Below are 26,620 nucleotides of genomic sequence, written 5' to 3'. Positions count from 1 at the left end.
GTTAACTTAATTGAATAATCGTTAACGTTGCACCTGGTGGTGAAAGTACAGCCGTGGCCACAAGGCCGAAAAGCTGAAGTTGAATGTTCGAACCCGCAGTAACCGAGACGATGAATTCTGTTTGCAACTGACTCAAGGATAACGCAGGCGAGACAACACTCGCTGGAATCGCTGCGCCATTGAGCAAAACCCGAGACTGTATTAGAGCTGCAGCAGTTAAACTGATTTTGTAAGAAATAAAGTATCTTCCTGTGTTAGCCAAAGTAAACGTATCGTTAGATCCATTGACCGTAATACCTGTTCCGATGTTTTGATTGTTTGGCAATGGGATCAATGTACCGCCCAAAAGAACTAGGATCGTACCACTCGTATTTTCAGCAAAAGCTGAGGTTGCCGTTACGGACGTACCTGTGGCTCCGGTCACCCCGGTTTCACCCGTCGCACCCGTGGCTCCCGTAATGCTTACACCGGTTGCTCCTGTGACCCCGGCTGTTCCCGTGGTTCCGGTCACCCCGGTTTCACCCGTCGCACCCGTGGCTCCCGTAATGCTTACGCCGGTTGCTCCTGTGACTCCGGCTGTTCCCGTGGCTCCGGTCACGCCCGTTTCACCGGTCGCACCCGTTTCTCCCGTAATGCTTACGCCGGTTGCTCCTGTGACTCCGGCTGTTCCCGTGGCTCCGGTCACGCCCGTTTCACCCGTGGCTCCCGTAATGCTTACACCGGTTGCTCCTGTGACTCCGGCTGTTCCCGTGGCTCCGGTCACGCCCGTTTCACCGGTCGCACCCGTTTCTCCCGTAATGCTTACGCCAGTCGCTCCTGTGACTCCGGCTGTTCCCGTAGCTCCGGTCACCCCGGTTTCACCCGTGGCTCCCGTAATGCTTACACCGGTTGCTCCTGTGACGCCAGCTGTTCCCGTGGCTCCGGTCACGCCCGTTTCACCGGTCACACCCGTTTCTCCCGTAATGCTTACGCCGGTTGCTCCTGTGACTCCGGCTGTTCCCGTAGCTCCGGTCACCCCGGTTTCACCCGTGGCTCCCGTAATGCTTACGCCAGTCGCTCCTGTGACCCCAGCTGTTCCCGTAGCTCCGGTCACCCCGGTTTCACCCGTCGCACCCGTGGCTCCCGTAATGCTTACGCCAGTCGCTCCTGTGACCCCAGCTGTTCCCGTGGCTCCGGTCACGCCCGTTTCACCGGTCGCACCCGTTTCTCCCGTAATGCTTACGCCAGTCGCTCCTGTGACTCCGGCTGTTCCCGTAGCTCCGGTCACCCCGGTTTCACCCGTGGCTCCCGTAATGCTTACACCGGTTGCTCCTGTGACGCCAGCTGTTCCCGTGGCTCCGGTCACGCCCGTTTCACCGGTCACACCCGTTTCTCCCGTAATGCTTACGCCAGTAACTCCTGTGACTCCGGCTGTTCCCGTAGCTCCGGTCACGCCCGTTTCTCCTGTTGATCCTGCACCTGCAAGTAATGTGTAGTCTGGTGACGTCCCTGGCGTTCCTGTTGGCGAGGCAACATTAGTGATATACGTACTACCATTGAAAGTGATCACCTGACCTGCGGGATACGTTGGCGCCACAGCAGGATCAAAAGCCACAATGCCGGTTAAACCTATGCCTGTCGCTCCCGTGACTCCCGCTGTACCGGTTGCACCCGTCACGCCCGTTTCCCCAGTTATGCCGGTAAATCCTGTTGTACCTGTCACACCAATTGCTCCTGTTACCCCTGTGGCTCCTGCACTTGCCAATAATGTGAAGTCTGTCGAGGTTCCCGGTGTTCCTGTTGGTGAAGCCACATTAGCTACATACGTACTACCATTAAAGGTGACTACCTGACCTGCGGGATACGTTGGCGCCACAGCAGGATCAAATGCTACAATGCCCGTCAAACCTGCACCTGTTGCTCCCGTTACTCCTGCCGTACCAGTTGCACCGGTGGCTCCTGTTGCACCAGCTGCAGCGATCAACGTGTAGTCCGAAGAAGTACCAGGTGTACCAGTCGGACTAGCCACACTTGTAATATAAGTACTACCATTAAAAGTAACGACTTGACCAGCAGGATAACTCGGTGCAAGAGCAGGGTCAAAAACAACCGCTCCAGATAGCCCCACACCCGTTGCACCTGTTGCCCCCGTAGTTCCAGCTGCCAGTAAAAGAGTGTAATCTGGTGAACTTCCTGGGACACCTACCGGCCCATTCACATTGGCCACATAAAGACTGCCATTATAGCTTACTACCTGACCTTGTGCATACGATGATCCAGTCGCAGGGTCAAAGGTTGTAATGTTATTCAACCCTACACCCGGAGTGCCTGCCGGCCCTTGTACTCCCTGTGGCCCTACTGGACCAACCGGTCCAGCTGGCCCTACTGCACCTGCTGGTCCCGCAGCCCCTCTCACTCCAGGAACTCCTGGAACTCCCGGAACACCGGGAGGACCTGCTGGGCCTGTGTCCCCCCCAGCGCCCAATGCCGTTGAAGCTCTACTTAAGGAAATGGATATAGATCGAATTAATCCTACCAGACGATCCTTCACTACAGGAGGTATCTCTAAAAGCAATATTACACTTAACAAATCATCCAGTAGACTTTGCAGATTTCCCGCAAAATTAATCAGTGGGACAGGAACAACCTCAGAAGAAGCGATGGTCAGCTCTAATACAGATTGAAGTTCTGCCTTTACCCCGGCCCGGAACTCCGATTCGTTCACAAAGCTAAGTAGTTGACGTAATCCGTTCTGTAATGCAAGTATATTTGATGCACTCGGCTGACTAATTGCGGTAGGAATTGTTACACTGAGAGAGCGAAGAATAGATTCAAATTGCTCAAGTTCACTAGCAGTTATCGGAATAAATGGCGAACCTGCTCGAAAGGATCCCCCTTCTAAAAACGCTTTAATGTCAACTCTTTTTCGTCCATCGGACATGCTTGAATCACTCCTCCTTTAAAACCTACTTGTTCAATCTTATGAAGGAAGAGATCAAAAATTATCTTGGACATTTTTTACGAACGAAAAATTGATACGATGTTGTTCCACGTTGAACAAGATTAAACGGAATACTTCAACAAAAAACACCCTCCATAAGAGGGTGTTTCGGCATTTTTTGTTTGAAATCAGCCTATTTCGAAGAATCTACAGGAAATTGTAAAATAAACTCCGTGCCTTCACCAAGCACACTGTTGACATGAATCGTGCCCTGATGCGCATCCACGATGTTTTTTACGATCGCCAGACCAAGTCCTGTCCCCACGGTTTCTCCCCGAACGCGAGCTTTATCTGCTTTGTAGAAACGTTCAAAAATAAAAGGCAGGTCTGAAGTGGGAATGCCCACGCCCTGATCTTTTATACTTACCTTCGCGAAAGGAGCACGCAGGTGGGTGACAAGCTCAGCAGAAATCTTTACACTTTTACCACCAGGTGTGTGTCGGAAAGCATTATCCAGTAAATTCGTGAATACCTGCTCCAGCCTGTCTTCATCTGCCTGTTGAAGTGGGATCGTCTGTTGCTTGCATTCAAACTGAAGCTGAATCTCCTGTTCCTTTGAGCGAACCATAAATTTTCGATAGACGCGTTCAAGAAGTTCACCAAGCTCAACTTCCTTCATATTCATATCAGTATGTCCTGCATCCATACGGGCAAGATCAAGTAAATCTTTGACCAGTCTACCCATCCGCAGTGACTCATCGTGTATAACTTGGATCAGCTCTTCGCTTTCTTCCGGTGATGTTGCCATCCCGTCAAGTAACGCCTCACTGTATCCCTGCATCATCGATAACGGTGTACGAATCTCATGAGATACATTGGCAACGAAGTCACGACGCATCTTCTCCATTTTCACTTCTTCAGTAACGTCTCTCAAAACCGCAACAGCGCCCCGCACCACACTATCAGCATATAAAGGGGCCATCTGAACAGACCACACCCCTTGTTGCACATGAACATTGGAATTCTGGTCGCCACCTTGCTCCATTACCAATCTGAATAAGGGAACCAGCGGTTCCGGAACATCTCGGGACGGATTGGTAGAAGGATATCCATCCAGTCCTTCATCCTCCTGAGCCCAGTCGAGGGCGTACCAGGCCTGCATGATTTTTTCACCAGGCGGATTCGTCAAGATCACCTTACCTTCACCATCAAAAGTAATCACGGCATCCGTCATGCTTCGCAGCACACTCGCCAAATGTTCCTTCTCATGATTCAGATTTCGAATGGTATCTTCCAGTTGAACAGCCATGTGGTTAAATGTGTTCGCAAGTTCACCAATTTCGTCATTGGTACGAAGAGAAAGTCTCGTTCCATAATTCCCTTTGCGGATAGCATTGGCTGCTTGAATTAATTGCTGCATGGGCTGTGTAATTTTGGTGAACAGAAATAATGCAAAAAACGTTGTTAGACTGAATCCGACAATGCAGATATAAGTAAACAGCTTTTTGATGTCCCTGGATTCAGACTCAGCAAAGTTAGTATCAATATAGGGTAACAGAAAAAGACCCAGCGCAATAAGTACGCAACCCACAAGGCAAATAATCGTTATCCATAATTTTCCAACCAATGATCTCCAGAAAGCAAAGTTATTTCGGTACTTCCAGTTTATAACCCACACCCCACACGGTTGTTATCATCGCTGCCGATTCAGGGGACACTTTGTTCAGCTTCTCACGAAGACGCTTCACATGTGTATCCACGGTACGAAGATCACCAAAAAATTCATAATTCCATACATCTTTAAGCAGTTCTTCTCTGGAGAAAACTTTGTCAGGTGATGTTGCAAGATAATGCAGCAATTCGTATTCTTTCGGCGTTAGACTGATCTCTTCGCCACCCGCGGTCACACGGTGAGCATCATGTTCAATAACCAGATGCGGAAATACAATATTGTTGCTTGAGTTGCTTTCCTTAGAAAGGTATGCCGTTGCCGAAGAACGACGCAAAATGGCCTTCACCCGGTATATTACTTCACGCGGACTAAATGGCTTCACTACGTAGTCATCTGCGCCTACCTCAAAACCTTGCACACGATTAATCTCTTCCCCTTTTGCCGTGAGCATTAATACAGGGGTAGATTTTACCTGACGAAGTCGGGTACACACTTCAACACCATCCATGCCTGGAAGCATGACATCAAGCAAAATCAGACCATAGTCACCGGCCGTTGCTTTACGAAGTGCTGTTTCTCCATCTTCCGCTTCATCAATTTCATAACCTTCTTTTTCAAGATACATTTTAAGCAGTCTGCGGATTCTTTCTTCATCATCCACGACCAAGATACGATTCTCATGTTCTGACATGCCCACTCAAGCCCCTTTACAATACTCCTCATCACTTCTATTATGTTCGATCTTGCGAACAATATTTGAATACCCTGTTTTCGTGAAGGGTACATCATGGATTTATCGTTGTTTTGCCCACGATTTTGAATGCACTTTACTAGTCTGCTCCCGCATAGGAATGTAATCCCGCGATAATCAGATTTACGCCAACCAGTGTAAACATGACGACCAGGAACCCAAGCACGGCGAGCCATGCAGACTTCTGACCCTGCCACCCTTTGGATAAACGCAAATGCAAATACACACTATAATACAGCCATGTAATCAATGCCCATACTTCTTTGGGATCCCAGCCCCAAAAACGACTCCAGGCAATCTGTGCCCAAATCATGGCAAAAATTAAAGCTCCCAGCGTGAAAATCGGGAATCCGATCGCGATAGCTCGATAACTGATCTCATCGAGGTCATCCGCATCTATTCCATTCATCATCGGCTGTAACGCTTGTCCAAGCGGTCTGCGAACAATTAAACGAATAAGTCCATAAAGGATTAGACCCGTAAAGATAGACCAAACAACTGTATTCAATTTACGTCCTGCATTTACACCTTTCATCCAGGAAGGCGTTTCAAGTAAAGGCTCTTTCATGCCGAGAAACGGTTTAATGCTCTCTACTTCACTATTATATGGAGCAAAAATAGGAGGCATGCGATAAATCACTTTCTCTATTGTACTATTTTCCTCTCCCTTTGTGTCAATGCTGACTGTTTTCTGCGTAAACACAGCTTCATAGCCAGCTGCACGGAAGGCAAATACCGTTCCAATAAATCCGATGACTACCACTATCGTAATGAGAGTAAATTCAACCCACCCGCGCTGACGGCGAGAAGACTTGTCTTTTCCACTAAAATCAACCGTACGAAGCAGATACATGAATCCCGCGGCAAAACCTACAGCGAAAAATGCCTCACCTAAAGCTGCCAGCGTAACATGAATTTTCAACCAGATCGATTGTAATGCTGGAATCAAGGGCTGAACTTCCTGTGGAAATACGGCTGCATAAGCCATAATGATAATGGTGAGTGGAAGTGCAAACAAACCCAGCAGTGATTTCCGATAAATCGCGTACACGACAATAAATGCTACCATGATCATCATGGACAAAAAGGACATAAATTCGTACATGTTACTAACCGGAATATGACCTGCACCGATCCACCGGGTTACGAAGAAAACAAAATGCCCAGTCAATGCCACAGTAGATGCTATGAAGGCGCGTTTTCCCCAACGGTTCATATGATCCAACGGATCACGATTACTCCATTTCTTGCCCATAACGGCAACGGCATATAATAAAAATGCAGCACAATACAGAAAAAAAGATACGATAAATGCATCGCTGCTGAAATCGAGTATACTCATGCTTGGTTCCCTCCGTTATCCAACGACTTCTCATCCACTTCCAGGTTCATCTGTTTCAAAATACCGGCAACTTCTCGCCTGAAGCCGAACCAGTTTTTGTTCGTGTGCCCGCCGAGCGTAATTCGCTCATTATCGAATCGAATCCAAATCCGACGATGATGCCAATAAAAGCCCATGACAAGACCCAGCATGACAATACCAGCCCCAACCCATACAAATGGCATCGCTTTGTCCACGCGTATATTCAGGTAACTTACCGACTGTATAAGGTCAACCTTGTCCATACTGTCAACCTCCAGTTGCAAAGGAAGCTCCCCTCCTACAAGCTGACGATTGATTGCATCTTGCTGAAAACGTTGCTTGTCAATTTGTTTGGCAAAATACAAGTATTGAATTCCCTTCTCGGGAAGATCTGGCCCTTTAATATGGAAGAGAAATGCAGGTGCATTGGGTGAAGGTGATTTTGATTTGGGTTCGCCTTTATCATCCAGCGCAAAGTCCATAAACTTCTCCTTGACAGTCAATGTATAAGGACCGGCCTCAAAGGAGCGCTGCGTATCCATCATATCAATCTTTAAAGCGCCGTAAACTTCCCCAGTCTTCGTATTGACCAGATCCGGTGTGACCGAGCGTATAGTCGGCGTAAGATCATAGTCAAACTGGTATGCCTTCAGACCTTGGTAATTCAGAGGATGATTCACTCGAACATCATGTCTTGCAACCTCTTCAAGCTGAGGTTTTTTGGACAGATCCGAGCAATCTGCTGTGCATTCATATAAAACGACCTTGGTTTCAAACAACTTGGGAACCGTTTTATTCAAATTTTTGAACTGCTCCGGCACTTCATCTTCACTGTAAAACTCTACACTAAACTTTTCGTTTTTCAGATACATGGACGTGTTCGGAATTTTTTTGATTTCCCCTTCGGGAAAAGCCACATGCTCGTCCAGATTTAAACCTGGAAGTCCACGTGCGAGTACAGCGAGCAGGAAAATTATAAGTCCAATATGAATGACATAAGGACCCCAGCGGCTGAAACGCTGCTTCTCAGCAAGCAATGCATCCCCTTGTGTATGAACACGATACCCTTTCTTACGCAGCGGCGTAACCGCTTTCTTAATCCACTCTTCAGGCGCCTCATCGACGGAACCTTGATACACGAGACGTTGTCTCGTCAGGAATTGTAAATGTTTCCGAATACGCTGCTTGTTCAGCGCTTTATAAAGCGGAAGCACCCGATCCAGACTACAGATGACTAGTGAAGCTCCAATCATCACCAGTAGCGAAATAAACCACCAAGATTCATATGTATGAGATAGACCCAGAAGATAATAAATATGGCCTAACTGACCATAGGTTTCTTTGTAATAAACGGAAGGATCCATATTCAGAAACGTACTCTCTTGCGGGTAGATCGTGCCCAGCATAGAGCCAACAAGTGTAAGAACGATCATATAAACTGCAATCTTGACAGATGAAAAAAAGTTCCATATTCGATCAATAACATTCGGATTGCTGCGCTGTGAACGCCGCGCCATGCCATCATAACGCATCTCCAGCACTTCATTCGATTGAACCTCTTCTTCCAGCAGCGGCTTACCGCATGCCTCACATAATACGGTTCCTACGGGATTCTGATGACCACACTCACACTTCGTATTTTGGAACACAAGTAGACCTCCTGTCAGGGCTGCTTCGTCAGCTGTGAGATTTGAGTGTCAAGTGTGTCCAAATCCAATTGTCCGATATGAATAGTAGAGATTTTGCCCGTTTCGGACACAAAAAATGTTGTTGGCATGGGTGAGATTCCATAATCCCGAACCGAGTTCTTGTCCCGGTCTAACATAATCGGGAATTTAACGCCCACCTGCTGCACAAAATTCTCTACTGTCATCTGATCTTCTCCAACGTTGATCCCAACAAACTGAACACCTTTATCTTTCCATTTGTCAGCCTGCGCTTGAAGTGCAGGCATCTCTTTCACACAAGGTTCACACCATGTGCCCCAGAAATTGATAACCATCGCTTTCCCTTGATACTCATCAGACGTATGAACTTGACCATCCAGGCCCAGCAGTTCAAAAGAAGGGGCTTGATCCCCTTCCTTTGGCTTGCCATTCGAGCCGGATACCGATGTTGTAATCGCGTATCCGCCCAACACCAGGATCAAACACAAAATAACGATTTGCACCGTTCTTCTTGATTTCCCCATGTGCTGCTCCCCTTTAAAGTGACGATTTCATTAACTAGCCTTCTTGTTATAGAACAGAAACTGTGAACATCCTATGAACAATTATAGCGAATTTCGTCACAAATCTGCGGCGGTTTTATGAAAATTATGTGTCCTCACATTACCTTTTTTTCATTTTTTTGGCGGGTTCGGATTTTGCGAGCGTAATCAGATTGTTAACTTCCTCTTTGGTCAGGTTACGAGTAAGTCCGCGTTTCAGATTTTGCAGCAGAATACCCCCAAACGAAATCCGTTTCAGACGAGTTACTGGATGGTTAATCGCTTCGAACATACGTCTTACCTGGCGGTTCCGTCCTTCATAGATCGTAATGGAGATCACAGCTTCATTGGTAGCAGTGTCCACATCCTTGTACTCCACTTCTGCTGGAGCGGTCATACCATCCTCAAGCATAATACCGGTCTTGAGCTTCTCCAGAGCTGAACCATGTGGTACACCTTTAACCGTGGCCAGATATGTTTTAGGTACGTGATGCTTGGGATGTGTCAGCAAATGCGCAAATTCGCCATCATTGGTCAGAATGAGCAGCCCTTCTGTGTCATAATCAAGACGCCCTACCGGATAGACACGTTCCTTAACACCTTTCAGATAATCGGATACAATTTTTCGGCCTTCAGGGTCTGATGCACTTGTAATAACCCCTTTAGGTTTGTTCAGCATCAAATACACTTTTTTCTCACTGCGGATCGGCTTGCCATTTACCGTAATCATATCCTCTTCGGGGTTCGCTTTCGTACCCAGTTCGGTTACGACCTCCCCGTTAACTTCCACTTTGCCGGACAGGATCAGTTCCTCACTTTTTCGGCGGGATGCAATGCCTGCCTGTGCAATAATTTTTTGTAATCTTTCCATGTTTGTCATGTCACCTCACACTAATGATACCCATCCAACCGGGAAATCACAAGGATTATCCGATGTTTTTGTGAACAAGCAGGCTATATCGCTAATTTGTGTGTTAAAGAATTAATATTTTCTTCGTCCGGATACAAAAAAGCTTACCCCCGCAACGTCTACTTTCAATCAGACCGCGCAAAGGTAAACCTTCAACATTTCTATATATATTTCATTTTAATTTGAAACTTTGCCTGCAACCACAATCGGCTTTTTCGCCGGAGCTGCAGTTTCTTTCACAAACGTCTGCAATGTCTTTGATGTAATATAATACGTCCGTCCACCATACACAAACGTCATCATGCCGATTACCCGATTATTCTGATCAAGTACAGGTCCGCCTGAATTGCCTTGTGCCATGGCTTTAACGATGCTTCCAATGCCTTTTTTACCCGGCACATCCGCAGCCTGCGAACTAAACACCCGACTCTTGGCTATCGTGTTATATTTCGAAGGGAAATCATCATCCAAAATCACGAGATCTCCGGACGGATTTTTAGGAAATCCAATGGTGTAAACCACCTGATTATCTCTGGCATCGGCAAACTTCACCGGTTCAGCATTAATCGGTTTGTCCAGCTTCAACAAAGCCATATCCGTTACCGGATCGGTTTTGATAATTTGAGCTTTAACTGCCTGATTGAGCGCGCCAGGGCTCGCAACCGTTAATGTTCCTTTATCCGCACCAGACAGCTCAGCAAATTCCTGAACAACATGATAATTGGTTAATACTTCATCTTTGGATATTAGAATAGAAGTTCCTACATCATAATAAACCATATCCGGCTCATCTGCTTTGACCAAGCGTACGTTCACAACAGGAAAAGAATCGGCTGTGACCGCCATTTGCGCACGCAATGATTTGTCAAAGTATCCGGTAAAATGTATCGTCTGCTCAGCCTGAGCACCTGCTAACCCCGTTGAACCTGCAAGGATCGTCATGGCAAGCATACTTGTCAACCCGTAACGGAGCATTCGTTTCCAACTCTTCTGCATGTCCCACTCTCCTCCGTTATTATTCTAGCATAACTAGTATATCGGAAGGAAAGGAGCATTCGGTTAACCAAAAACGATCAAACAAATCGCCAGTGCAGCAATAAATCCAACGACGTCAGAAAACAATCCAACTTTGAGAGCATACCGCCCATTCCGTATGCCCACTGCTCCAAAATATACGGTTAGCACATATAACGTTGTATCTGTACTCCCTTGAATGGTAGATGCCATTCGGCCAATCATAGAGTCTGGGCCATATGTTTTGATCAGATCCGTGGTGAACGCAAGCGAGCCTGTCCCAGTTAGTGGACGTAAAATGCCTAACGGAAGCACTTCTCCAGGCACACCCATCCAAGAGACGAGTGGGGTGAAAAAGTGAATCACAAAATCTAAAGCCCCCGAGGCACGAAAAACACTAATGGCAACCATCATGCCCACAAGATGTGGGATGATGCTGATTGCAGTCGAGAAGCCATCCTTGGCCCCATCAACAAAGGACTCGTAAACTGGGACCTTTTTGGTAAACGCATATAATGGAACAAACGCGATAATAACCGGGATGGCCCAGACGGAAATCCAGTTAATGAAGGTTAACAAGGCTGCTCATCCTTTCATGCCAGGATTACCGCTTGGAGATATATGCGGTGATCTGCGGAGAGTTCTGTTTCGATACCAGCGATCTGCCATAATAGCAGCAAGCGTAGCAATAATCGTAGCCATCAAGGTGGTCCCTACAATCTCTGTAGCATTCGCAGAGTGATAGTTCAACCTGATCGCAATCAATGTTGTCGGAATAATTGTAATACTGGCTGTGTTCAGTGCCAGCAACGTACACATGGCTGGAGAAGCGGTCTGCTTGTCAGGATTCAGTTCCTGCAACTGTTGCATTGCCTTGATGCCCATTGGAGTAGCTGCATTCCCAAGCCCGAGCAAATTAGCGCTCATATTGGACAGTATGTAACCCATGGCGGGGTGATTTTTCGGCACATCGGGAAACAGAAATCCTACAACCGGCCCAAGCAGCTTCGCAATCCGCCCGAGTAGTCCGGCTTCTTCCGCCATTTTCATCATTCCCATCCAGAATACCAATACACTAATTAGGCCGAAACATACCGTCACCCCGGTTGCTGCACCATCAAATGCAGCCTGGGTGACCACTTCAATTTTCCCGTTCACTGCTGCAAAAACAAATCCGATCAAGATCATCATCAACCAGATCAGATTGATCACTGGAATCCCCCCCCTTTCCTTAACCTCCAAGCACAAATTTTATCAACTATATTGGATCAGGGGGATAACAGTCGGCTTAACACCGTTTTCCACGCTGAAATCCATGTCGTGGCATCTCTGAAGCTGCCCAGTGTAACATCTTCCATTTTGGGCTCTGGTGGAATGTAGCTGCCTTTGTAATACACAGGTATAGAACCGATCGTTTCGCCTTTCAATTGCATATCAATTCGCCCTGCCAGTCCAAACGAAGCATTACCTGACTGACCACTCTCGGCTATATTAGTTTGTGTACGTTTATCGCGCAGAACCAACTTTTTGGTCAGTTCGTCTTCTTCCCCCTTGGCCAGTGGGTACTTAAATCCACGCCCCGTGACAAGTTCCATATTCTGTACAGGCTGTTCCTGCCTCGCAATCTCAACCAGCGGGAAATTTTCAAAACCAAAATTCAACATCCTCGCATGATCATTCCAGTCATCGCCATCATTAAGCGTCACTGCTGCCAGTTGTTGCCTATCCCGAGTCGCCGAACTGACAAGACAGCGGAATGCCTTCTTGGTATATCCGGTTTTCACCCCATCCGCACCTTCATATAAACGAAGCATTTTGTTTTTGTTGTGCCACGAATATTCCCAGCTTTCATTGGGATTGGGAGCCGATTTATTCTCGGTTGCAACGATGCGTTTGAACACTGGGTTATGGAGTGCGTAAGCCGTTAACCTCGCCAGATCATTCGCTGTGGAGTAATGCCCCTCTGCATCAAGCCCATGTGGGTTCATAAAATGGGAATGTGTCAAACCGATTTGCTCTGCCTTTTTGTTCATGAGCAGAACAAAACCTTCCTCCGAGCCGCCGATATGTTCGGCGATGGCAGAAGCCGCATCATTGCCTGAGCGCAGCATGAGACCGTATAACATATTTTCGAGGGTCATTTCCTCACTCAACTTGAGGTACAGCGAAGATCCCTCTTTGGCAAAAGCAGACGGCGTTACCTTGACTTTTCTATCTAACTCTCCTGCTTCAATCGCAACGATGGCAGTCATAATCTTGGTCAAACTTGCAATTCGTAGCTCCTTGTCCCCATCCTTACTGTACAGAATTCGCCCAGATGTCACATCGATAAGTGATGCACTTTGCGCATGGGTAGACGGCCCAGCAATCGTTGCCTGAACGGAAGGTGTACCCATCGTTGAGAACAGCAATACAGGCATAAACATACCTAGAATAGCTTTCATTAATTTTCGCATCCACATTCCTCCGGGTCGCTTGGAATCTTGTACTATCCTATGTTCGGACAACCTGGAGTATGTCCCGCACAGATAAAAAAACAGCAAAAACCCCTCTTACACCGCAGTGTCGGAGGGATCTGTAATAACGACTCAGCTCTAACTGGCTCCATATTTCTAATGATGTTCTATATGTACTTTTTATTAGACTGATTCAACATCTTAGCTACTTTTCTCATAATTCTGGACACTCTCATCTGACTAATATCTTCCATGTCGGCTGTTTGTGTTTGGTTGAATCCGTCTACACGATGTTTCAGCACCGCAGCCTCTTGTTCACTAAGCTTACGCTTCACCGAATCAAGCACAGCATCAACGTACATTTTATCCAAAACATTCTCTTCAATATTCTCTCCACTATAGATGGTATCTATCAACGTAACCGATTGAGGATGCTGATCATCTGACCCTACAGGCTCATCCAGATACTTCACACCCTTGCCCACTTGAAGTGCCTTGTTCACTTTTTCTTCTTCTTCATCAAGTAGAACAGCAATTTCATGTGGGGCCGGAAGATATCCCATATCATGTTCCAAACGATTAATACGGTAAATTAAATCTGTGGCAGTGCGTGTTGGACGAATGATATTAGCACTATCTCTCAGAAAACAACGGATCTCTCTAACAATAGCAGTGACCGCAAATGAACTGAATTTCACACCACGAGAGATATCAAATGCTTTAACTGCTTTGAAGAATCCCATACGGCCCAATTGCAGAATATCATCTTTCTCCACACAGTGAATTTTAGTCAACATTTCAGGTTTACCAATGTACTTGTGTACGGAGTGCCAAATTAGATTTTCGTTGACTAAAATACATTCTCCAAGAAATTGCTCGTCGGACTGACAGCGTTCAATATTATGTATATCATCCATGCTGTAATATTTCTTGTTTTCTTTTAACTTACTATGAATTTGTTCCGAAAATTTCACCATCTGGATCTCCCTATTTCCGAATCTTTATATATTTACTATCAAGTACCTCACACATCTTTTTTTGAAGATGCTTATTAAATTCCTTACAATACCAAATATGTGCTTTACCTCGATCCACATAGCCTTCTCCATGAAGATTGATGTGTGTTATGATTACCTGTCCCCTTAACAAAATTATTTTCTGTACATGCTCTATACGTAGTATTTAAAACAAGGTTAAGGACTGCTTCTCAAATATGTAAGTGTTAAATCTAACGTTATTTTTCCAAAACTCTATTTAAGGCTATAAATTGCCATTATAATATTACAAAGCTTCGTATTTGTTACGAATCCCTTTCCATATTTGTGATATTCGTGCTTTGGATACTCCCTGTATGACTGCAATCTCTACAAATTCATATCCATACGTTCTAAGTTTAAAAATCTCCTTCTCTCGATCATTCAGACTCATGTTCTCCATAATATCCGTAAGAAATTCGAAGTTTTCATACGCAAAACCAGTATGTCCAAGCACTGGAGTCATAACTTTACCCGTTCCTTCTTCTCCCCCATGATCCGTAGTCATAATCTGAGCAGCGTTGACTACACTAAGATTTTTTTCAGACATGCATTTACGATACATATCCTTAATTTTGTTATCGATTAAATGATCCACAAATGTCGACATTTTAGCTTTGTCCGCATCATACTTATCCAGTGAATTCACCAGTTTGATTAAAATTTCCTGAGTAACATCTTCCTTCTCCATTCCAGCGAACGTTTTACCTCTCAACTTGTAACGACATTTCTCCTGTGCCTTGTTCAGGAACATATCCATATCCTCAATCTCAAATAACTGATCAAATCCCATAGCTGTTGTAGCAAACATCATACTTTTCCCCCATTAATAAAATAATAATAATAATAATCAGGATACCACCTTAGCTTCCTATGCATGCTTGTAAACTTAGTATTCATGTTACTCCAAAAATCTTAATAGATACGTTTAGTTCTTCAGCTATTCACATACAAACCTATCCAACACCCTCTTCCATTAGATTACATTCAGGATAACAAATACGAACTAATGTTCGCAAGTTATTTTTTTGCATTATGTTCGGCCTCATTTACATCCTATATACGAAACATCTTGATGAAGGTAAAGAGGATTAAATAAAACTAAAAAGACCAACACAGATCACACCACTGAAAAAAACAGAATGGTGGAATGTGTCGGCCTTGGTCTGACTTCTTATTTCGTTCCAATTACCGAGAGTATGGTCTACAAATGCGTAATACAATTATAGGCTTCATCAAGATTATTAATCTATCCAATCGCCATAAGGGTAGTATAAGGAAATATGTAGGATAATGTCAACAAGAAAAATACTTCCCAAGAATCCAGTTTGGTTGCACAAGCATCCTTGTAGTTCTTAAGGCATGTTTATCTCATCATTTTTCAGCAAAACTTCAATATCCTTGTTCATCTTAAAAACCGTCACTTGCTCTGTAAAGTCATGTCCGAAAAATGTGGTTTCGATGTCTTCAATTTTCAGTCCCATATGGATATAAGAGAAAACAGGATTGAAATTCTCTTTCATCAAAAGTGCAAGCTTCATTTTATACTCCGTGAAAACTTGACTTGAGTGTGATTGCATATGTTCGAGCATGAAAGCTTCGGGCTTCGTGAACTTTGCTGTAAACTTTAAAATGATGAAATGATTCATGATGGAGACCCTGGTATCTACCGGCCCGCGCTCCGTTATGTTTTTTCTGACTCTAGATGCCAGTTTGGCGAGTTCTCTTTCCAAGTCCTTTATCTCAATGTTCCCATCGCCTCCTGCCTAACCTCCCGGCCTTGTACTACCCCTGGATACATGAATCCAACCTAATTTAATCAAAAGTCCTTATGCAAGACAAGTTTCCTGTGAATCAGAGAACCAGTTTCCGCCTACCTTTACACGAAAAAGGATCAGCCCCCAGATCTAGGCTGAGTTTCGATTGTTCTTCTGGTCTCATGTCGATGCAGCATATACACAAATGGAAAGCTCAATCCGAGGGCTGAGAATCTGTTGATAAAATAAACTATCTGCCTTATTATTGTTAAGACTCCTAATCTAACCTGGTTTAGACTTGCATCATGAGGAGTTCTGCTAAGATTCGAACTGTTGGAGGGAAAATAATGGCGTACTCGCAGTCAAAGACCGAAACCGTAGCAAATCATTTAAGAACAAGATTTATGGAAGGTAATGTAGAGGGACACGAGATCGTCGTTGCCTTAATTAGTATGGTAAAAGCCGAAAAAATTGACCTGGACGAGGTAGCTCCCATTCTTCAAACTGTTTTTTTTGAACAGCCTCAAGGAATCTTGCTGGCTCTGGAAAAAGCAAGTACGCTGATCGATGATCAATTGATTGATTCCATCCTTCAGGAAGTGAACGAGTAGATTTATTTTTACATACCAACCTTAAAATTGGCGAAAGATTTATATTTTCACAAAAGGGAACTTATTCTTGTCTCATCTTCCCGTTAGTTTATTTCTCCCCCGGACTTACTCTAATCATATGGAAAGTCACTTTCAATAGAAACATATTTGAAGTCCTTCAATATCAAGAAGTAGATCAAACAGAGCTTGTAGAATCACTGGTCTTGTCAGGATTCAATCCTACGATACTTCTTCATGAAACGAATACAATTAGAGCGTTCCAGAAAATATGCAAACCCTTTGCTGATCTTCAGCTTACCGATAACGATCTTGCTACTTTTACACAACCGGATGCTCCTGCTTCTTCGTTGGAGTAGATCAAATTTAAAAAGCAGAACCACACGTCAACAATCAATGTGTGGTTCTGCTTTTTATTTGTTTGGGATTAACTTTAGAAGATAGAGTTCGTATAACGGTAAAAGGATCGGGCTTTCATCTCCAGTAGCTCCGAATCAGTTCAGTTGTACACAGAAAGGTTGATTGTACTATTGCATTCTATCACACCAAACGAGAAACGAACCATGGATTCCCACTCCGTAATCGGAACAATTGAATCTTCTTCTATTTATCTTCGATATGAACTGGAACATCCAGAGCGCATCGTAATTATACAAGATTATTACTTCCTGAAAGATGCCGCTCACTTCAACGCTTGGTTAACAAACCAAGTTGAATCTACCATAGTCCTGTGTTAGACATTTGGGCTCTGAAGCAGAATGCTTCCCTCCTTCTCGATTCACATCTTAATACCTACAGTACTGTTATTAGGATAACTCCCGAGTTGCTCAAAGCTTCTAATATTTAGGTTAGCCCGTTCACAGACTTCTGTCTCAACCAAAAAAAATCCCTCTTGCACCGCAGTGCCGGAGGGATCAGGGTCAACATTATGGCTCAGCTATACGTCGTATGATCAGGAGTATCCCGGATATCATTTTCCGTTGTTCCATGATTACGGTGACGGAACATTTCCTGAATGCGATCAAGCACATACGGTGTCGAATCAATCAGTTTTTCGAACAAATGCGTCGAATTATCAAGCGGCACGATGTGCACACCTTGTTTGCCAACGACCAGAAAAGCAATCGGACGGATGGATACACCGCCGCCGCTACCGCCACCAAACGGGGAAGCAACTTTCGCGGAATGAGCATGCTCCGTTGTGCTTGATGTACTGTTTCCTTTTCCATCACTTACGTTAAAATCACTCCCGCCTGCAGCAAAACCAAATCCCACTTTACTGATCGGCAGAATGACCGTACCATCCGGTGTCTCAACAGCATCGCCAACAATTGTATTGACATCCACCATGGCCTTGATATTTTCCATTGCAGTTTCCATTAAGCCTTGAATTGGATGATCTGACATGTGTATTCCCTCCAGTTTCAATATAAGCTATATCCGTTGACTAAAATAATTAACACAAACATGCTGTGCCAATGCGAAGTTCAACTTATATAGGATTCTGATCTAACCATATCATCTCCAAACTTTCGGAGAGTTATGTAATCCATGCACGGAATCCCGGCGTATGCAATCTCGAATCGTAACGACATGTTCGATTAAACCATCCGGAAGTTAAGTTCCTGACTTGCGAGCTTCTTTATCCACGATTTTCCTGTGCTTCTTCTTTTCCTTGAACTTGCGCCGCTGCTGATGAAGGAGCCTAAACCACATTCGCCATCCTCCCTCAACTTGCAGCACACGTGTAAGCAGCCTCACTCCTGCAGCCACAATGGCCATCACCCGAATACGCAGTTTAAAATCCAGTTCCGTTCGGAATTCCATCTCATCAGACCAAACTGGAATCACTTCAAGGTCAGGCACCGTTCTGAACCGCACTTGGTACGTTAAGAAACCAACAATCATCGACTTGATACTCCACAACCAGCCTGACAGCATCGCTGTATATGCGGCGTCTCCCACGCCAACCGCAGTAGACCAGAACAGATTCGTTATATACACACGACTTAACGTCTGTTTAACCCATACTTTCAGAGCTTCCGTTGCTCTAAGCATCACTTTAACTTCTTTTGCCCAGTTTTTTACTTTTCGTTTGTTCACCTGCTGACTTCCCAATACCTCTCCTCGGGAATGGTTCATGGACTGTTCTGTTTTAAGCAGGAAGCCTTCTTTCATATTTCGAAAAACAATGCTCGGAATCTCGTAATTCATTCGCACGAAGCCGTACAGCAGCCGAACATTGATATTCGCATAGTCATCGCTTTTATGTTTACGAAATATAATATGCACATGAACATTTGAGATGAGGACTGCGGTAATCAGCAGTGCGACGAACAAACCGATTCCTCCAAGCCAGATCCACACAGGCCTTACCTCCAAGCCCTCAATTCTTTTCATATCTAGTATGGCATTCCTTACTGGAAAAAATTCACGATCCCAATGAATTACTCCAATTTTTACCGAAGATTGCTATAGAAGTTGAGCTAAAGATAAACAAAATCACAAAAAGGACAAAGCGGATACCTCTCCACTTTGTCCCTGAAATTTCTTACCGTCGCCTAGAATTACGAGGATGAACCGGGCAAATCATCCTCTGGATCAAGCATGATATCTTGCTCCGTGTCAACCGTTTCCTCTTCAAATTCAAACGTACGCTGCACATCACTATCCCCGGTACCTGGATGCTGCATATCCAGCTTGTTGAATAATAACTGCGTTTCTTCCTCCAGATTCTCAGAATCTTCAAACAACCCTGGTTCTGGAAGATCTTTAATCGAGGCCAGTCCGAAATAATCCAGAAATGACTTCGTCGTTCCATACAAAATGGGGCGTCCAATCGCTTCCGCTCTCCCCACTTCAACAATCAGATCCTTGTTCACCAATGTATGAATCGCACGTTCGGATTTCACTCCACGAATCTCCTCGATCTCAACCCTAGTGATAGGCTGACGATAAGCGATGATAGCCAGCGTCTCCAATGCCGCTTGAGACAGTGAAGTACGTGCAGGAGAATAGGCCAGCTTCTCAAAATACGCTGCATGTTCCGGTAGCGTTCCAAGCTGAACAACACCTGCAAGTTTCATAATCTGTACGCCTCGCCCCTGCCGGGCAAATTCACCTATCATCTCCTCAATAGCATCCGTAACCAGCTCGACACGCTGATCAACAATTTCAGCAATTTGTTTGACACTCAGACCTTCTTCTCCGGACAAAAACAGCAGGCCCTCAATAATCGACTTCAATTTCGGAAAATCCATGGTTCGTTGTTTCCCCTCTCCACTCCATAACGATATCCTCAAACAAGCGCTCCTGATAACAAACAATCTGTTTCATCTTCATTAGCTCCAGCACTGCTAGAAACGTCACGACGATCTCATGTCGATAGATCTGATCATCCATCAATTTGGAGAACAGCAATCGGCCTCCAGGCCCTAATTGTTTAAGCGAACCGATGACATCTCGTATCCGGTCTTTGACCGAGATTTCGTCCCGTTTAATCCGTGTGACCGTTGTCCGCTTCTCAGCCTTCCGTAATGCTTTCTGAAACGCCGCAATGAGATCAGAGGTATGCAGACCCTGCACCGGATTGGTTTGCTCCTGGACAGGCATATAGGGGCGTAAATCCTCGGGCTCTTTGGAAAAAATAAGACTGCGCTCCCATTCACGTTCATGGAGATGCCGCGCAATTCCTTTATATTTGCGATATTCGATAAGACGTGCAATCAGTTCGGCACGCGGATCATAATCTTCATCTTCCATGTAATCATAATCCTCGAAATCCTCGATTACCGGTGGTTTGGGCAGTAAAAGTTTGCTCTTGATGGACAGCAACGTTGCTGCCATCACCAGAAATTCACTTGTAATATCCAGTTCCAGCTCCTGCATGGAATGCAGATACGCCATGTATTGATCGGTAATATCGCTGATGGGAATATCCTGGATATCAATCTCAGCCTTATCAATCAAATGCAACAATAGATCCAAAGGCCCTTCAAAAGACTCCAGTTTGTATGTAACTACCGTCACTAGACGAATCCTCCCGCCAGAAAAATAAAAACCCTGCCAGCCGTTCGAAGCCAGTCTCCCGATTTCGTCTGCGCAAAGCAGGGCACTACTATTAAATAAGCACTATTTTAGCTGTTTCGTCAAGTTCGCCATTTCAATCGCAGCTGTAGCTGCATCCCAGCCTTTGTTGCCTGCCTTCGTTCCCGCACGCTCAATGGCCTGTTCAATGTTCTCTGTAGTAACCAGTCCAAAGATGGTGGGTACGCCCGTTTTCAGGTTAATTGCCGCTACCCCTTTCGCCATCTCGTTGCAGACATAATCATAATGTGTTGTTGATCCGCGGATAACCGTTCCCAGTGTGATGATTGCATCATACTTGCCGCTTTCGGCCATTTTCTGCGCGATCAGCGGGATTTCGAAAGCTCCCGGTACCCAGGCTACATCCACTTCATTGTCCTGCACGCCGTGACGTTTGAATGCATCCAGCGCTCCGCTGAGCAACTTGCTCGTAATGAATTCATTAAAACGTCCAACAACCACGCCATATTTTAAACCTTCCGATACCAAATGTCCTTCAAAATAGTTAGGCATTATCGTCATCTCCCTGTCGATATATGATGTTACAGGTTCTGCAATGGCCCCTGTAAAATACCCAATATTTACATATCAGATACCAGCATGATTAGCTGTAATTATTGTTCATTCTGCTCGATATCATCAAACTTGAGCATATGCCCCAGTTTGGCTTGCTTGGTGTGAAGGTAAGCTGTATTATCTTCATTTTCCTTCATCTGAATGGACACACGCTCTACCACTTCCAGACCATAACCTTCCAAACCCTTGATCTTACGCGGATTATTCGTTAACAATCGAATCTGACGAACGCCAAGATCCTTCAGAATCTGAGCGCCTATACCGTAATCACGCAGATCAGCAGCAAAACCAAGTTTCAGATTGGCATCTACCGTGTCGAGACCTTCCTCTTGCAACTTGTAAGCCTTAAGTTTATTAATCAGACCGATCCCGCGGCCTTCCTGTCTCATATAAAGCAGTATGCCGTTACCCTCATCATGAATCTGTTTCAGAGCCGCATCAAACTGCGGGCCACAGTCACAGCGATGAGAGTGGAAAACGTCACCAGTCAAACATTCGGAGTGCACACGCACCAATACAGGCTTTGATCCGTCAATCTGCCCTTTGACCAAGGCAACATGTTCTTTATTGTCTACCGCATTGGTATAAGCCACCGCCTGGAATTCTCCGAAATCCGTTGGCATACGCACGGATACCTCACGCTGTACCAGCTGCTCTTTCTCATTCCGGTAACGAATCATGTCCTGAATACTGATCAGCTTCAGATCATGCTTGCGTGCAATCTCCTGCAAGTCCGGAAGTCTGGCCATGGTGCCATCTTCCTTGATCACCTCACAGATAACACCTGCGGGGTAAGAACCGCACATGATCGCCAGATCTACTGCCGCTTCCGTATGTCCAGCACGACGAAGTACACCGCCGTCTTTGGCAATCAGCGGGAACATGTGACCTGGTTTGCGAAAATCACTGCTTTTGGCATTCGAATCAATGAGGCCTTTAACTGTAATCGAGCGCTCATGTGCCGAGATGCCTGTTGTTGTATCCTTGTGATCTACAGAGACCGTGAAAGCAGTCCCGTGAAAATCTGTATTTTGCTGAACCATTGGTTTCAGATTTAATTCGTCTGCCCGCTGCTGCGTAATGGGAACGCAGACCAAACCTCTACCTTCGGTAATCATAAAATTAATGACCTCCGGTGTCGCCTTTTCTGCCAAAGCAATAAAATCGCCTTCATTCTCCCGATCTTCATCATCTACCACAATCACGGGTTTCCCCCGCATCAAATCATATATTGCTGCCTCGATTGAGTCCAGAATGGATTGTTCTGACATCAGTCCACCTCCTGTAACCATTGTTGTTATAAAAACGTTCATCAGAGACATTCATTTTCCAATTAAGCAAATCCGTGATTCGAGAGGAATTCTTCACTAATGCTGCGCGGCTTGCCTTTACTCGTTTCTGCATGGCCCTTACCGTACTGCAACAGATGGTCTACATATTTGCCCAGAATATCACACTCAATGTTGACGGTATCTCCCGTTTTTTTGATGTTCAGCACAGTTTCTCCAATCGTATGAGGAATAATCGAAACCGTGAAGGAAGTTGGAGTCGTCTGCACCACCGTGAGGCTAATCCCATCCAAAGTGACCGAACCTTTTGGAATCAAATATTGGAACAACTCACTCTCATCCGGCCTGATTTCAAATACAACCGCATTCTGATCCCGTGTGATGCTGCCAATGACCCCGGTTCCATCCACGTGTCCCTGTACAATATGACCACCAAATCTTCCACCGGACAACATGGCCCGTTCCAGATTGACTTTGCTACCAGATTGAAGCTGGCTGAGATTCGTGTGACGATATGTTTCAGGCATGACGTCCGCTGTGAAACCTCCGCCCTCCAGTGTTGTTGCTGTAAGACAAACCCCGTTAACCGCAACGCTGTCACCAATCTTGAGATCATCCATAATGACAGAAGCTCCGATGTTCAGTACCAGGGCTTCGCCTTTACGGCCAATGCGCCGGATCTGACCTACTTCTTCTACCAAACCCGTAAACATGCTGCCGCCTCCCTAATCTAAAGCTGTGTACATATCGTCTTGTTTACCTTAATTATTTATCATGCTGCACCGTCTTGGTTCCAGAGCAGTAACGTCCTATTCTGGCCAAACGGGAATGCCGCCTATACTGATATTATCTCCAACTTGTTCAATTTCCAGCTGATGCAATTGGACAGCCTGACTCATACGCTCTACGCCTTCGAATCGGAAACTTCCAGGTGTGTCATATCCACCTACAATCTTCGGAGCGATGAACATAAGCAACCGGTCTACCAGCCGCGCTTCCAGCATCGCACCATTTAATGTGCCGCCGCCTTCGAGCAGAATGGAACCAATATCCCGCTCTCCTAGCTTGCTCAGCCCATGCAGCAAATCTACGCGTGGCCCAGGGCCGCAGCGGATCACTTCAACACCATAAGCTTCAAGACGCTCTGCTGCTTCCTGGCTAGCCTCATCCGTCGTGAGTACCCATGTTGGTGCAAGACCATCCTTGACCATTTTGGAGCCAACTGGCAGACGCAGCTTGGAATCCACTACGATCCGTACCGGACTGATGCCCTCTACTTGCAAACGAGTGGTCAGCTCCGGATTATCGGCAATAACCGTATCCACGCCAACCATTATGCCTTGATGACGATGACGTAGCGCATGCACAATTTCACGAGCCGGCTCGTTGGAGATCCATTTGCTGTCTCCGCTGCGCGTCGCAATTTTGCCATCCAGCGTAGACGCCGTTTTCAGGGTAACGAAAGGCAGGCCTGTTGTAATAAACTTGATAAACTTTTCATTCATACGTCTTCCGCGTTCGCGCAAAACTCCCACTTCAACCTCAATGCCTTGTTGACGAAGCATACTGATGCCTGTGCCAGACACCTGTGGATTCGGGTCTTCACAACAAACGACGACCCGTTTAACCTTCTCATGAATCAATCGTTCACTACATGGCGGAGTTTTACCGTAATGACTGCAAGGTTCAAGCGTTACATAAACGGTGCTACCCGCTGCGTCACTTCCAGCCATGTTAAGAGCATGTACTTCTGCATGTCCTGTACCTCTCTTCAGATGACTTCCCAGGCCAACAACCCGTCCATCCTTAACGACGACACATCCCACGACAGGATTAATTCCAGTCTGTCCTTGTGACCGTTCTGCCATATCCAGTGCTAACGCCATATAAAATTCATCATTGATCATTTCCATATATTGTTCACCCCACGGTTATAATCTTGAACTAAAAAATCCCCACCGAACAATCCGTTCCGGTGGGGATGATGAGAGACTACTGTCATCTACAGGAGTGAATGTTGTACAACCATACCGACACACTTTTACCGTATAACAGGCAAGTGAAAACAAACACATACCTTGTTGGATACAACAAACAGGTAAAGAGTTTCTATATGACGGTATTATGTAACAGAAAACTTATTAAAAACAAGTCTTCCCGCACAACATCAGATCCATTGCTGAATGCTGTGCAACATCACTCCTGCGGAGTGCAGCCGCTTGGCATGCACCCACTCCTTCTCCCATCCAGACTATACTGTCGGTTCTGGAATTACACCAGATCAGCCATCTGCCACAGGCAGACAGGTCACGGACTTTGCTATATCGATGGAATCCTCGACATCATGCATCACCGCCGGTAGGGAATTACACCCTGCCCTGAAGGATCGCTTTCGTTATTAATTGGATGTTAGCACTTTAATGTCAAAAAATCAATTCATTTTTGTTTCTTTTTGTCACATACTAACTTTTAATAAGCATTTGTGTCATAAATTCTGCATTTCACACGAAACATGGATCGGATCTTAATTAGCCATACAAAGACAGATTCTAAAGGTCAGGAAAACACCAGCTTGCCATATGCTTCAAATCTTTGGCAGAGTGGAATGGAACACGATCCGGTTTTGGCTGGGAAGCAGCAGGAGTAGGCAAATCTCTGGCGACCCTTCTAACCCAGCTCGTAGAGTCGATCCCGATGGCCGAACACTGCCAGCGTTCATCTGGTCTTGGACGAACGGTCAGAATAAGTTCATCTTTTCCTGGCATCTCAGGGAACACACCCTCCAAATATTCTACGATAACACGTTTGTCCTTCACTTCATGACAGTATACGGTAACCCAGGCACCACTAAGTACTTTCACAGCATATACGTCTCCTGGTTGCACCTCACCTGTACCGGCATCTGGAGATTTTTTCGGTACCTTGGCTTTGGAACCAACACCTCGTCTGCTTTCAAACGCACCAACAACGGTCTCCATTGCTGGTGGATTCGGTTCAGGTTTGTCCTCAAGCGACACATCACTATAATCGTAATCAGCGAAAATTTTGGACAGATTGTGCTCGTTTATTCCTACAGATGAATCCCACCATGCCAAGGGAGCTTGTACTTCAACGCGGGTATTAGGTCTCTTATCGCGTTCAGCATACGAAGTGAAAGCCGTAATCATTCCTGGCTGTTCTGGTGTGTCCAGAATACCGATCAGTGCCAGCGTTTCAAGCAGATCACGATACACATATATCTTTTTGGAGGGCAGCAGTTGTGCTTTTTTGAGTGCATCCGCTGCCTTGCTGTACCGAGTTTTGGGCGGCAAATTTCGCAGTACCCTCATTACGGCGCGCAGCGTCCAACGATCGTACTCATTCGGAACAGGAAGCTCCTGCGAAGCGGCCATCTCTTTCAGAGCCAGAACATGTCCAAAAATATCTCCATCCAGCGGTGTGCCGTTTGTCATCCGCCAGTACCATTGAAGCGATGTATCCACTCCATCGTCAACGGCAACACCACAGATTTGGCACGTCGAACTGGATGGGTACGGTGTATATTCATGATCCGGCATGCTGCCTGCAATCAGTTTACCTGCAAGAAGTGAACGCCAGATCATCGGAGCTGACCATAACGAAGCCACAAAAGCCTGAGCAGCGTCCTGAAGTGTCCAACGCTCAGCCAACGCTCTCAGTTCGTTAATGGTCTTCTCATGCTGTGGACTCACAAAACGATTGGGTTCATGTCCAGCTGCCTCTAAAGCCTGCAACTGCTCAGTAGTTACATCCTCAGGCACGGTGTGTCTGGAAGCACGCAAGTCCTTGTCCCAAATCGTATTTCCACTATAAAGGTGCTTAAGTAATTTAAGCTGCTGTACATAATCCAAAGTTAACAACATCCTTTCAACATGTTGATGAAAGTAAATAAGAACAGATACACTACTCTCCATTGTGCCGTCAAACCTCATGTATTCGGTTTCAACAGTCTGCACC

At 45.6% G+C, this 26,620-nt stretch carries 24 protein-coding genes and 1 riboswitch; of the genes, 1 reads left to right on the top strand and 23 read right to left on the bottom strand.

Features of this window, described 5'->3' with window-relative positions; genetic code table 11:
- Window position 1: 1 nt before the first annotated feature.
- From ACR8BL_RS27795 to ACR8BL_RS27730, 14 genes are all read right to left on the bottom strand, one after another.
- Window positions 2-2,920 carry a BclA C-terminal domain-containing protein gene (locus ACR8BL_RS27795; protein WP_434750524.1) on the bottom strand — a complete coding sequence of 973 codons (2,919 nt, stop codon included), beginning with the start codon at window positions 2,918-2,920 and terminating at the stop codon, window positions 2-4.
- Window positions 2,921-3,113: 193 nt separating this feature from the next.
- Complete coding sequence (locus tag ACR8BL_RS27790) at window positions 3,114-4,511, bottom strand: ATP-binding protein (protein WP_434750523.1); 1,398 nt, start codon at window positions 4,509-4,511, stop codon at window positions 3,114-3,116.
- Window positions 4,512-4,566: 55 nt separating this feature from the next.
- Window positions 4,567-5,283, bottom strand: coding sequence for a response regulator transcription factor (locus tag ACR8BL_RS27785; RefSeq protein ID WP_110894386.1), 717 nt, complete (start codon window positions 5,281-5,283; stop codon window positions 4,567-4,569).
- Between the two features lie 139 nt (window positions 5,284-5,422).
- Window positions 5,423-6,685, bottom strand: a complete 1,263-nt coding sequence (gene ccsA / locus ACR8BL_RS27780) for a cytochrome c biogenesis protein CcsA (protein ID WP_434750522.1) — start codon at window positions 6,683-6,685, stop codon at window positions 5,423-5,425.
- The gene (gene resB, locus ACR8BL_RS27775; RefSeq protein ID WP_434750521.1) at window positions 6,682-8,355 is read right to left on the bottom strand and encodes a cytochrome c biogenesis protein ResB; all 1,674 of its coding nucleotides are present in this window, start codon (window positions 8,353-8,355) and stop codon (window positions 6,682-6,684) included. Before resB ends, ccsA begins: the two co-directional genes overlap by 4 nt.
- 14 nt (window positions 8,356-8,369) lie before the next feature.
- Window positions 8,370-8,897 (bottom strand): redoxin family protein, encoded by a 528-nt coding sequence (locus ACR8BL_RS27770; protein WP_434750520.1) that lies wholly within the window; start codon window positions 8,895-8,897, stop codon window positions 8,370-8,372.
- A gap of 139 nt (window positions 8,898-9,036) precedes the next feature.
- A complete protein-coding gene (locus tag ACR8BL_RS27765; RefSeq protein WP_434750519.1) occupies window positions 9,037-9,786 on the bottom strand; it encodes a pseudouridine synthase in 750 nt (249 codons plus the stop codon).
- Window positions 9,787-10,002: 216 nt separating this feature from the next.
- On the bottom strand, window positions 10,003-10,821 hold the full coding sequence (locus tag ACR8BL_RS27760) for a S1 family peptidase (protein WP_434756497.1): 819 nt from the start codon (window positions 10,819-10,821) through the stop codon (window positions 10,003-10,005).
- 63 nt (window positions 10,822-10,884) lie between these two features.
- Window positions 10,885-11,418 (bottom strand): spore maturation protein, encoded by a 534-nt coding sequence (locus tag ACR8BL_RS27755; RefSeq protein WP_434750517.1) that lies wholly within the window; start codon window positions 11,416-11,418, stop codon window positions 10,885-10,887.
- A 6-nt stretch (window positions 11,419-11,424) separates the two neighbouring features.
- On the bottom strand, window positions 11,425-12,051 hold the full coding sequence (locus ACR8BL_RS27750; protein ID WP_434750516.1) for a nucleoside recognition domain-containing protein: 627 nt from the start codon (window positions 12,049-12,051) through the stop codon (window positions 11,425-11,427).
- Between the two features lie 56 nt (window positions 12,052-12,107).
- Window positions 12,108-13,295, bottom strand: coding sequence for a D-alanyl-D-alanine carboxypeptidase family protein (locus ACR8BL_RS27745; RefSeq protein WP_434750515.1), 1,188 nt, complete (start codon window positions 13,293-13,295; stop codon window positions 12,108-12,110).
- A gap of 167 nt (window positions 13,296-13,462) precedes the next feature.
- Complete coding sequence (locus ACR8BL_RS27740) at window positions 13,463-14,272, bottom strand: sigma-70 family RNA polymerase sigma factor (RefSeq protein WP_434750514.1); 810 nt, start codon at window positions 14,270-14,272, stop codon at window positions 13,463-13,465.
- Window positions 14,273-14,576: 304 nt separating this feature from the next.
- On the bottom strand, window positions 14,577-15,143 hold the full coding sequence (locus ACR8BL_RS27735; RefSeq protein WP_434750513.1) for a sigma-70 family RNA polymerase sigma factor: 567 nt from the start codon (window positions 15,141-15,143) through the stop codon (window positions 14,577-14,579).
- Window positions 15,144-15,684: 541 nt separating this feature from the next.
- Window positions 15,685-16,062, bottom strand: coding sequence for a Na-translocating system protein MpsC family protein (locus tag ACR8BL_RS27730; RefSeq protein ID WP_434750512.1), 378 nt, complete (start codon window positions 16,060-16,062; stop codon window positions 15,685-15,687).
- Window positions 16,063-16,433: 371 nt separating this feature from the next.
- Between ACR8BL_RS27730 and ACR8BL_RS27725 the strand changes: the two genes are divergently transcribed.
- Complete coding sequence (locus tag ACR8BL_RS27725; RefSeq protein WP_434750511.1) at window positions 16,434-16,697, top strand: hypothetical protein; 264 nt, start codon at window positions 16,434-16,436, stop codon at window positions 16,695-16,697.
- 930 nt (window positions 16,698-17,627) lie between these two features.
- Here the strand turns inward: ACR8BL_RS27725 and ytfJ are convergent.
- The 9 genes from ytfJ to ACR8BL_RS27680 form a co-directional block, all read right to left on the bottom strand.
- Window positions 17,628-18,101: a GerW family sporulation protein gene (gene ytfJ / locus ACR8BL_RS27720; protein ID WP_434750510.1), complete on the bottom strand. Its 474-nt coding sequence runs from the start codon at window positions 18,099-18,101 to the stop codon at window positions 17,628-17,630.
- Between the two features lie 210 nt (window positions 18,102-18,311).
- On the bottom strand, window positions 18,312-19,094 hold the full coding sequence (locus tag ACR8BL_RS27715) for a DUF2953 domain-containing protein (protein ID WP_434750509.1): 783 nt from the start codon (window positions 19,092-19,094) through the stop codon (window positions 18,312-18,314).
- 167 nt (window positions 19,095-19,261) lie between these two features.
- Complete coding sequence (scpB, locus tag ACR8BL_RS27710; RefSeq protein WP_434750508.1) at window positions 19,262-19,954, bottom strand: SMC-Scp complex subunit ScpB; 693 nt, start codon at window positions 19,952-19,954, stop codon at window positions 19,262-19,264.
- Window positions 19,923-20,723: a segregation and condensation protein A gene (locus tag ACR8BL_RS27705; protein WP_434750507.1), complete on the bottom strand. Its 801-nt coding sequence runs from the start codon at window positions 20,721-20,723 to the stop codon at window positions 19,923-19,925. The genes scpB and ACR8BL_RS27705 overlap by 32 nt, the downstream gene beginning before the upstream one ends.
- A gap of 102 nt (window positions 20,724-20,825) precedes the next feature.
- Window positions 20,826-21,293, bottom strand: a complete 468-nt coding sequence (gene ribH / locus ACR8BL_RS27700) for a 6,7-dimethyl-8-ribityllumazine synthase (protein WP_272037329.1) — start codon at window positions 21,291-21,293, stop codon at window positions 20,826-20,828.
- 101 nt (window positions 21,294-21,394) lie between these two features.
- Window positions 21,395-22,627, bottom strand: coding sequence for a bifunctional 3,4-dihydroxy-2-butanone-4-phosphate synthase/GTP cyclohydrolase II (locus ACR8BL_RS27695; RefSeq protein ID WP_434750506.1), 1,233 nt, complete (start codon window positions 22,625-22,627; stop codon window positions 21,395-21,397).
- A 62-nt stretch (window positions 22,628-22,689) separates the two neighbouring features.
- Window positions 22,690-23,358 (bottom strand): riboflavin synthase, encoded by a 669-nt coding sequence (gene ribE, locus ACR8BL_RS27690; RefSeq protein WP_434750505.1) that lies wholly within the window; start codon window positions 23,356-23,358, stop codon window positions 22,690-22,692.
- 96 nt (window positions 23,359-23,454) lie between these two features.
- Entirely contained in the window at window positions 23,455-24,558 is a 1,104-nt protein-coding gene (ribD, locus tag ACR8BL_RS27685) for a bifunctional diaminohydroxyphosphoribosylaminopyrimidine deaminase/5-amino-6-(5-phosphoribosylamino)uracil reductase RibD (RefSeq protein ID WP_434750504.1), read from the bottom strand.
- 317 nt (window positions 24,559-24,875) lie between these two features.
- Window positions 24,876-25,035, bottom strand: a riboswitch (FMN riboswitch).
- Window positions 25,036-25,194: 159 nt separating this feature from the next.
- Window positions 25,195-26,514: a hypothetical protein gene (locus ACR8BL_RS27680; RefSeq protein WP_434750503.1), complete on the bottom strand. Its 1,320-nt coding sequence runs from the start codon at window positions 26,512-26,514 to the stop codon at window positions 25,195-25,197.
- Window positions 26,515-26,620: the final 106 nt, after the last annotated feature.

Origin of the sequence: Paenibacillus amylolyticus (genome assembly GCF_051136285.1) — a bacterium.
Classification (GTDB): domain Bacteria; phylum Bacillota; class Bacilli; order Paenibacillales; family Paenibacillaceae; genus Paenibacillus; species Paenibacillus amylolyticus_F.
The sequence above is the reverse complement of the archived record's forward strand: the minus strand, read 5'-3'. Positions and strand labels throughout refer to the sequence as shown.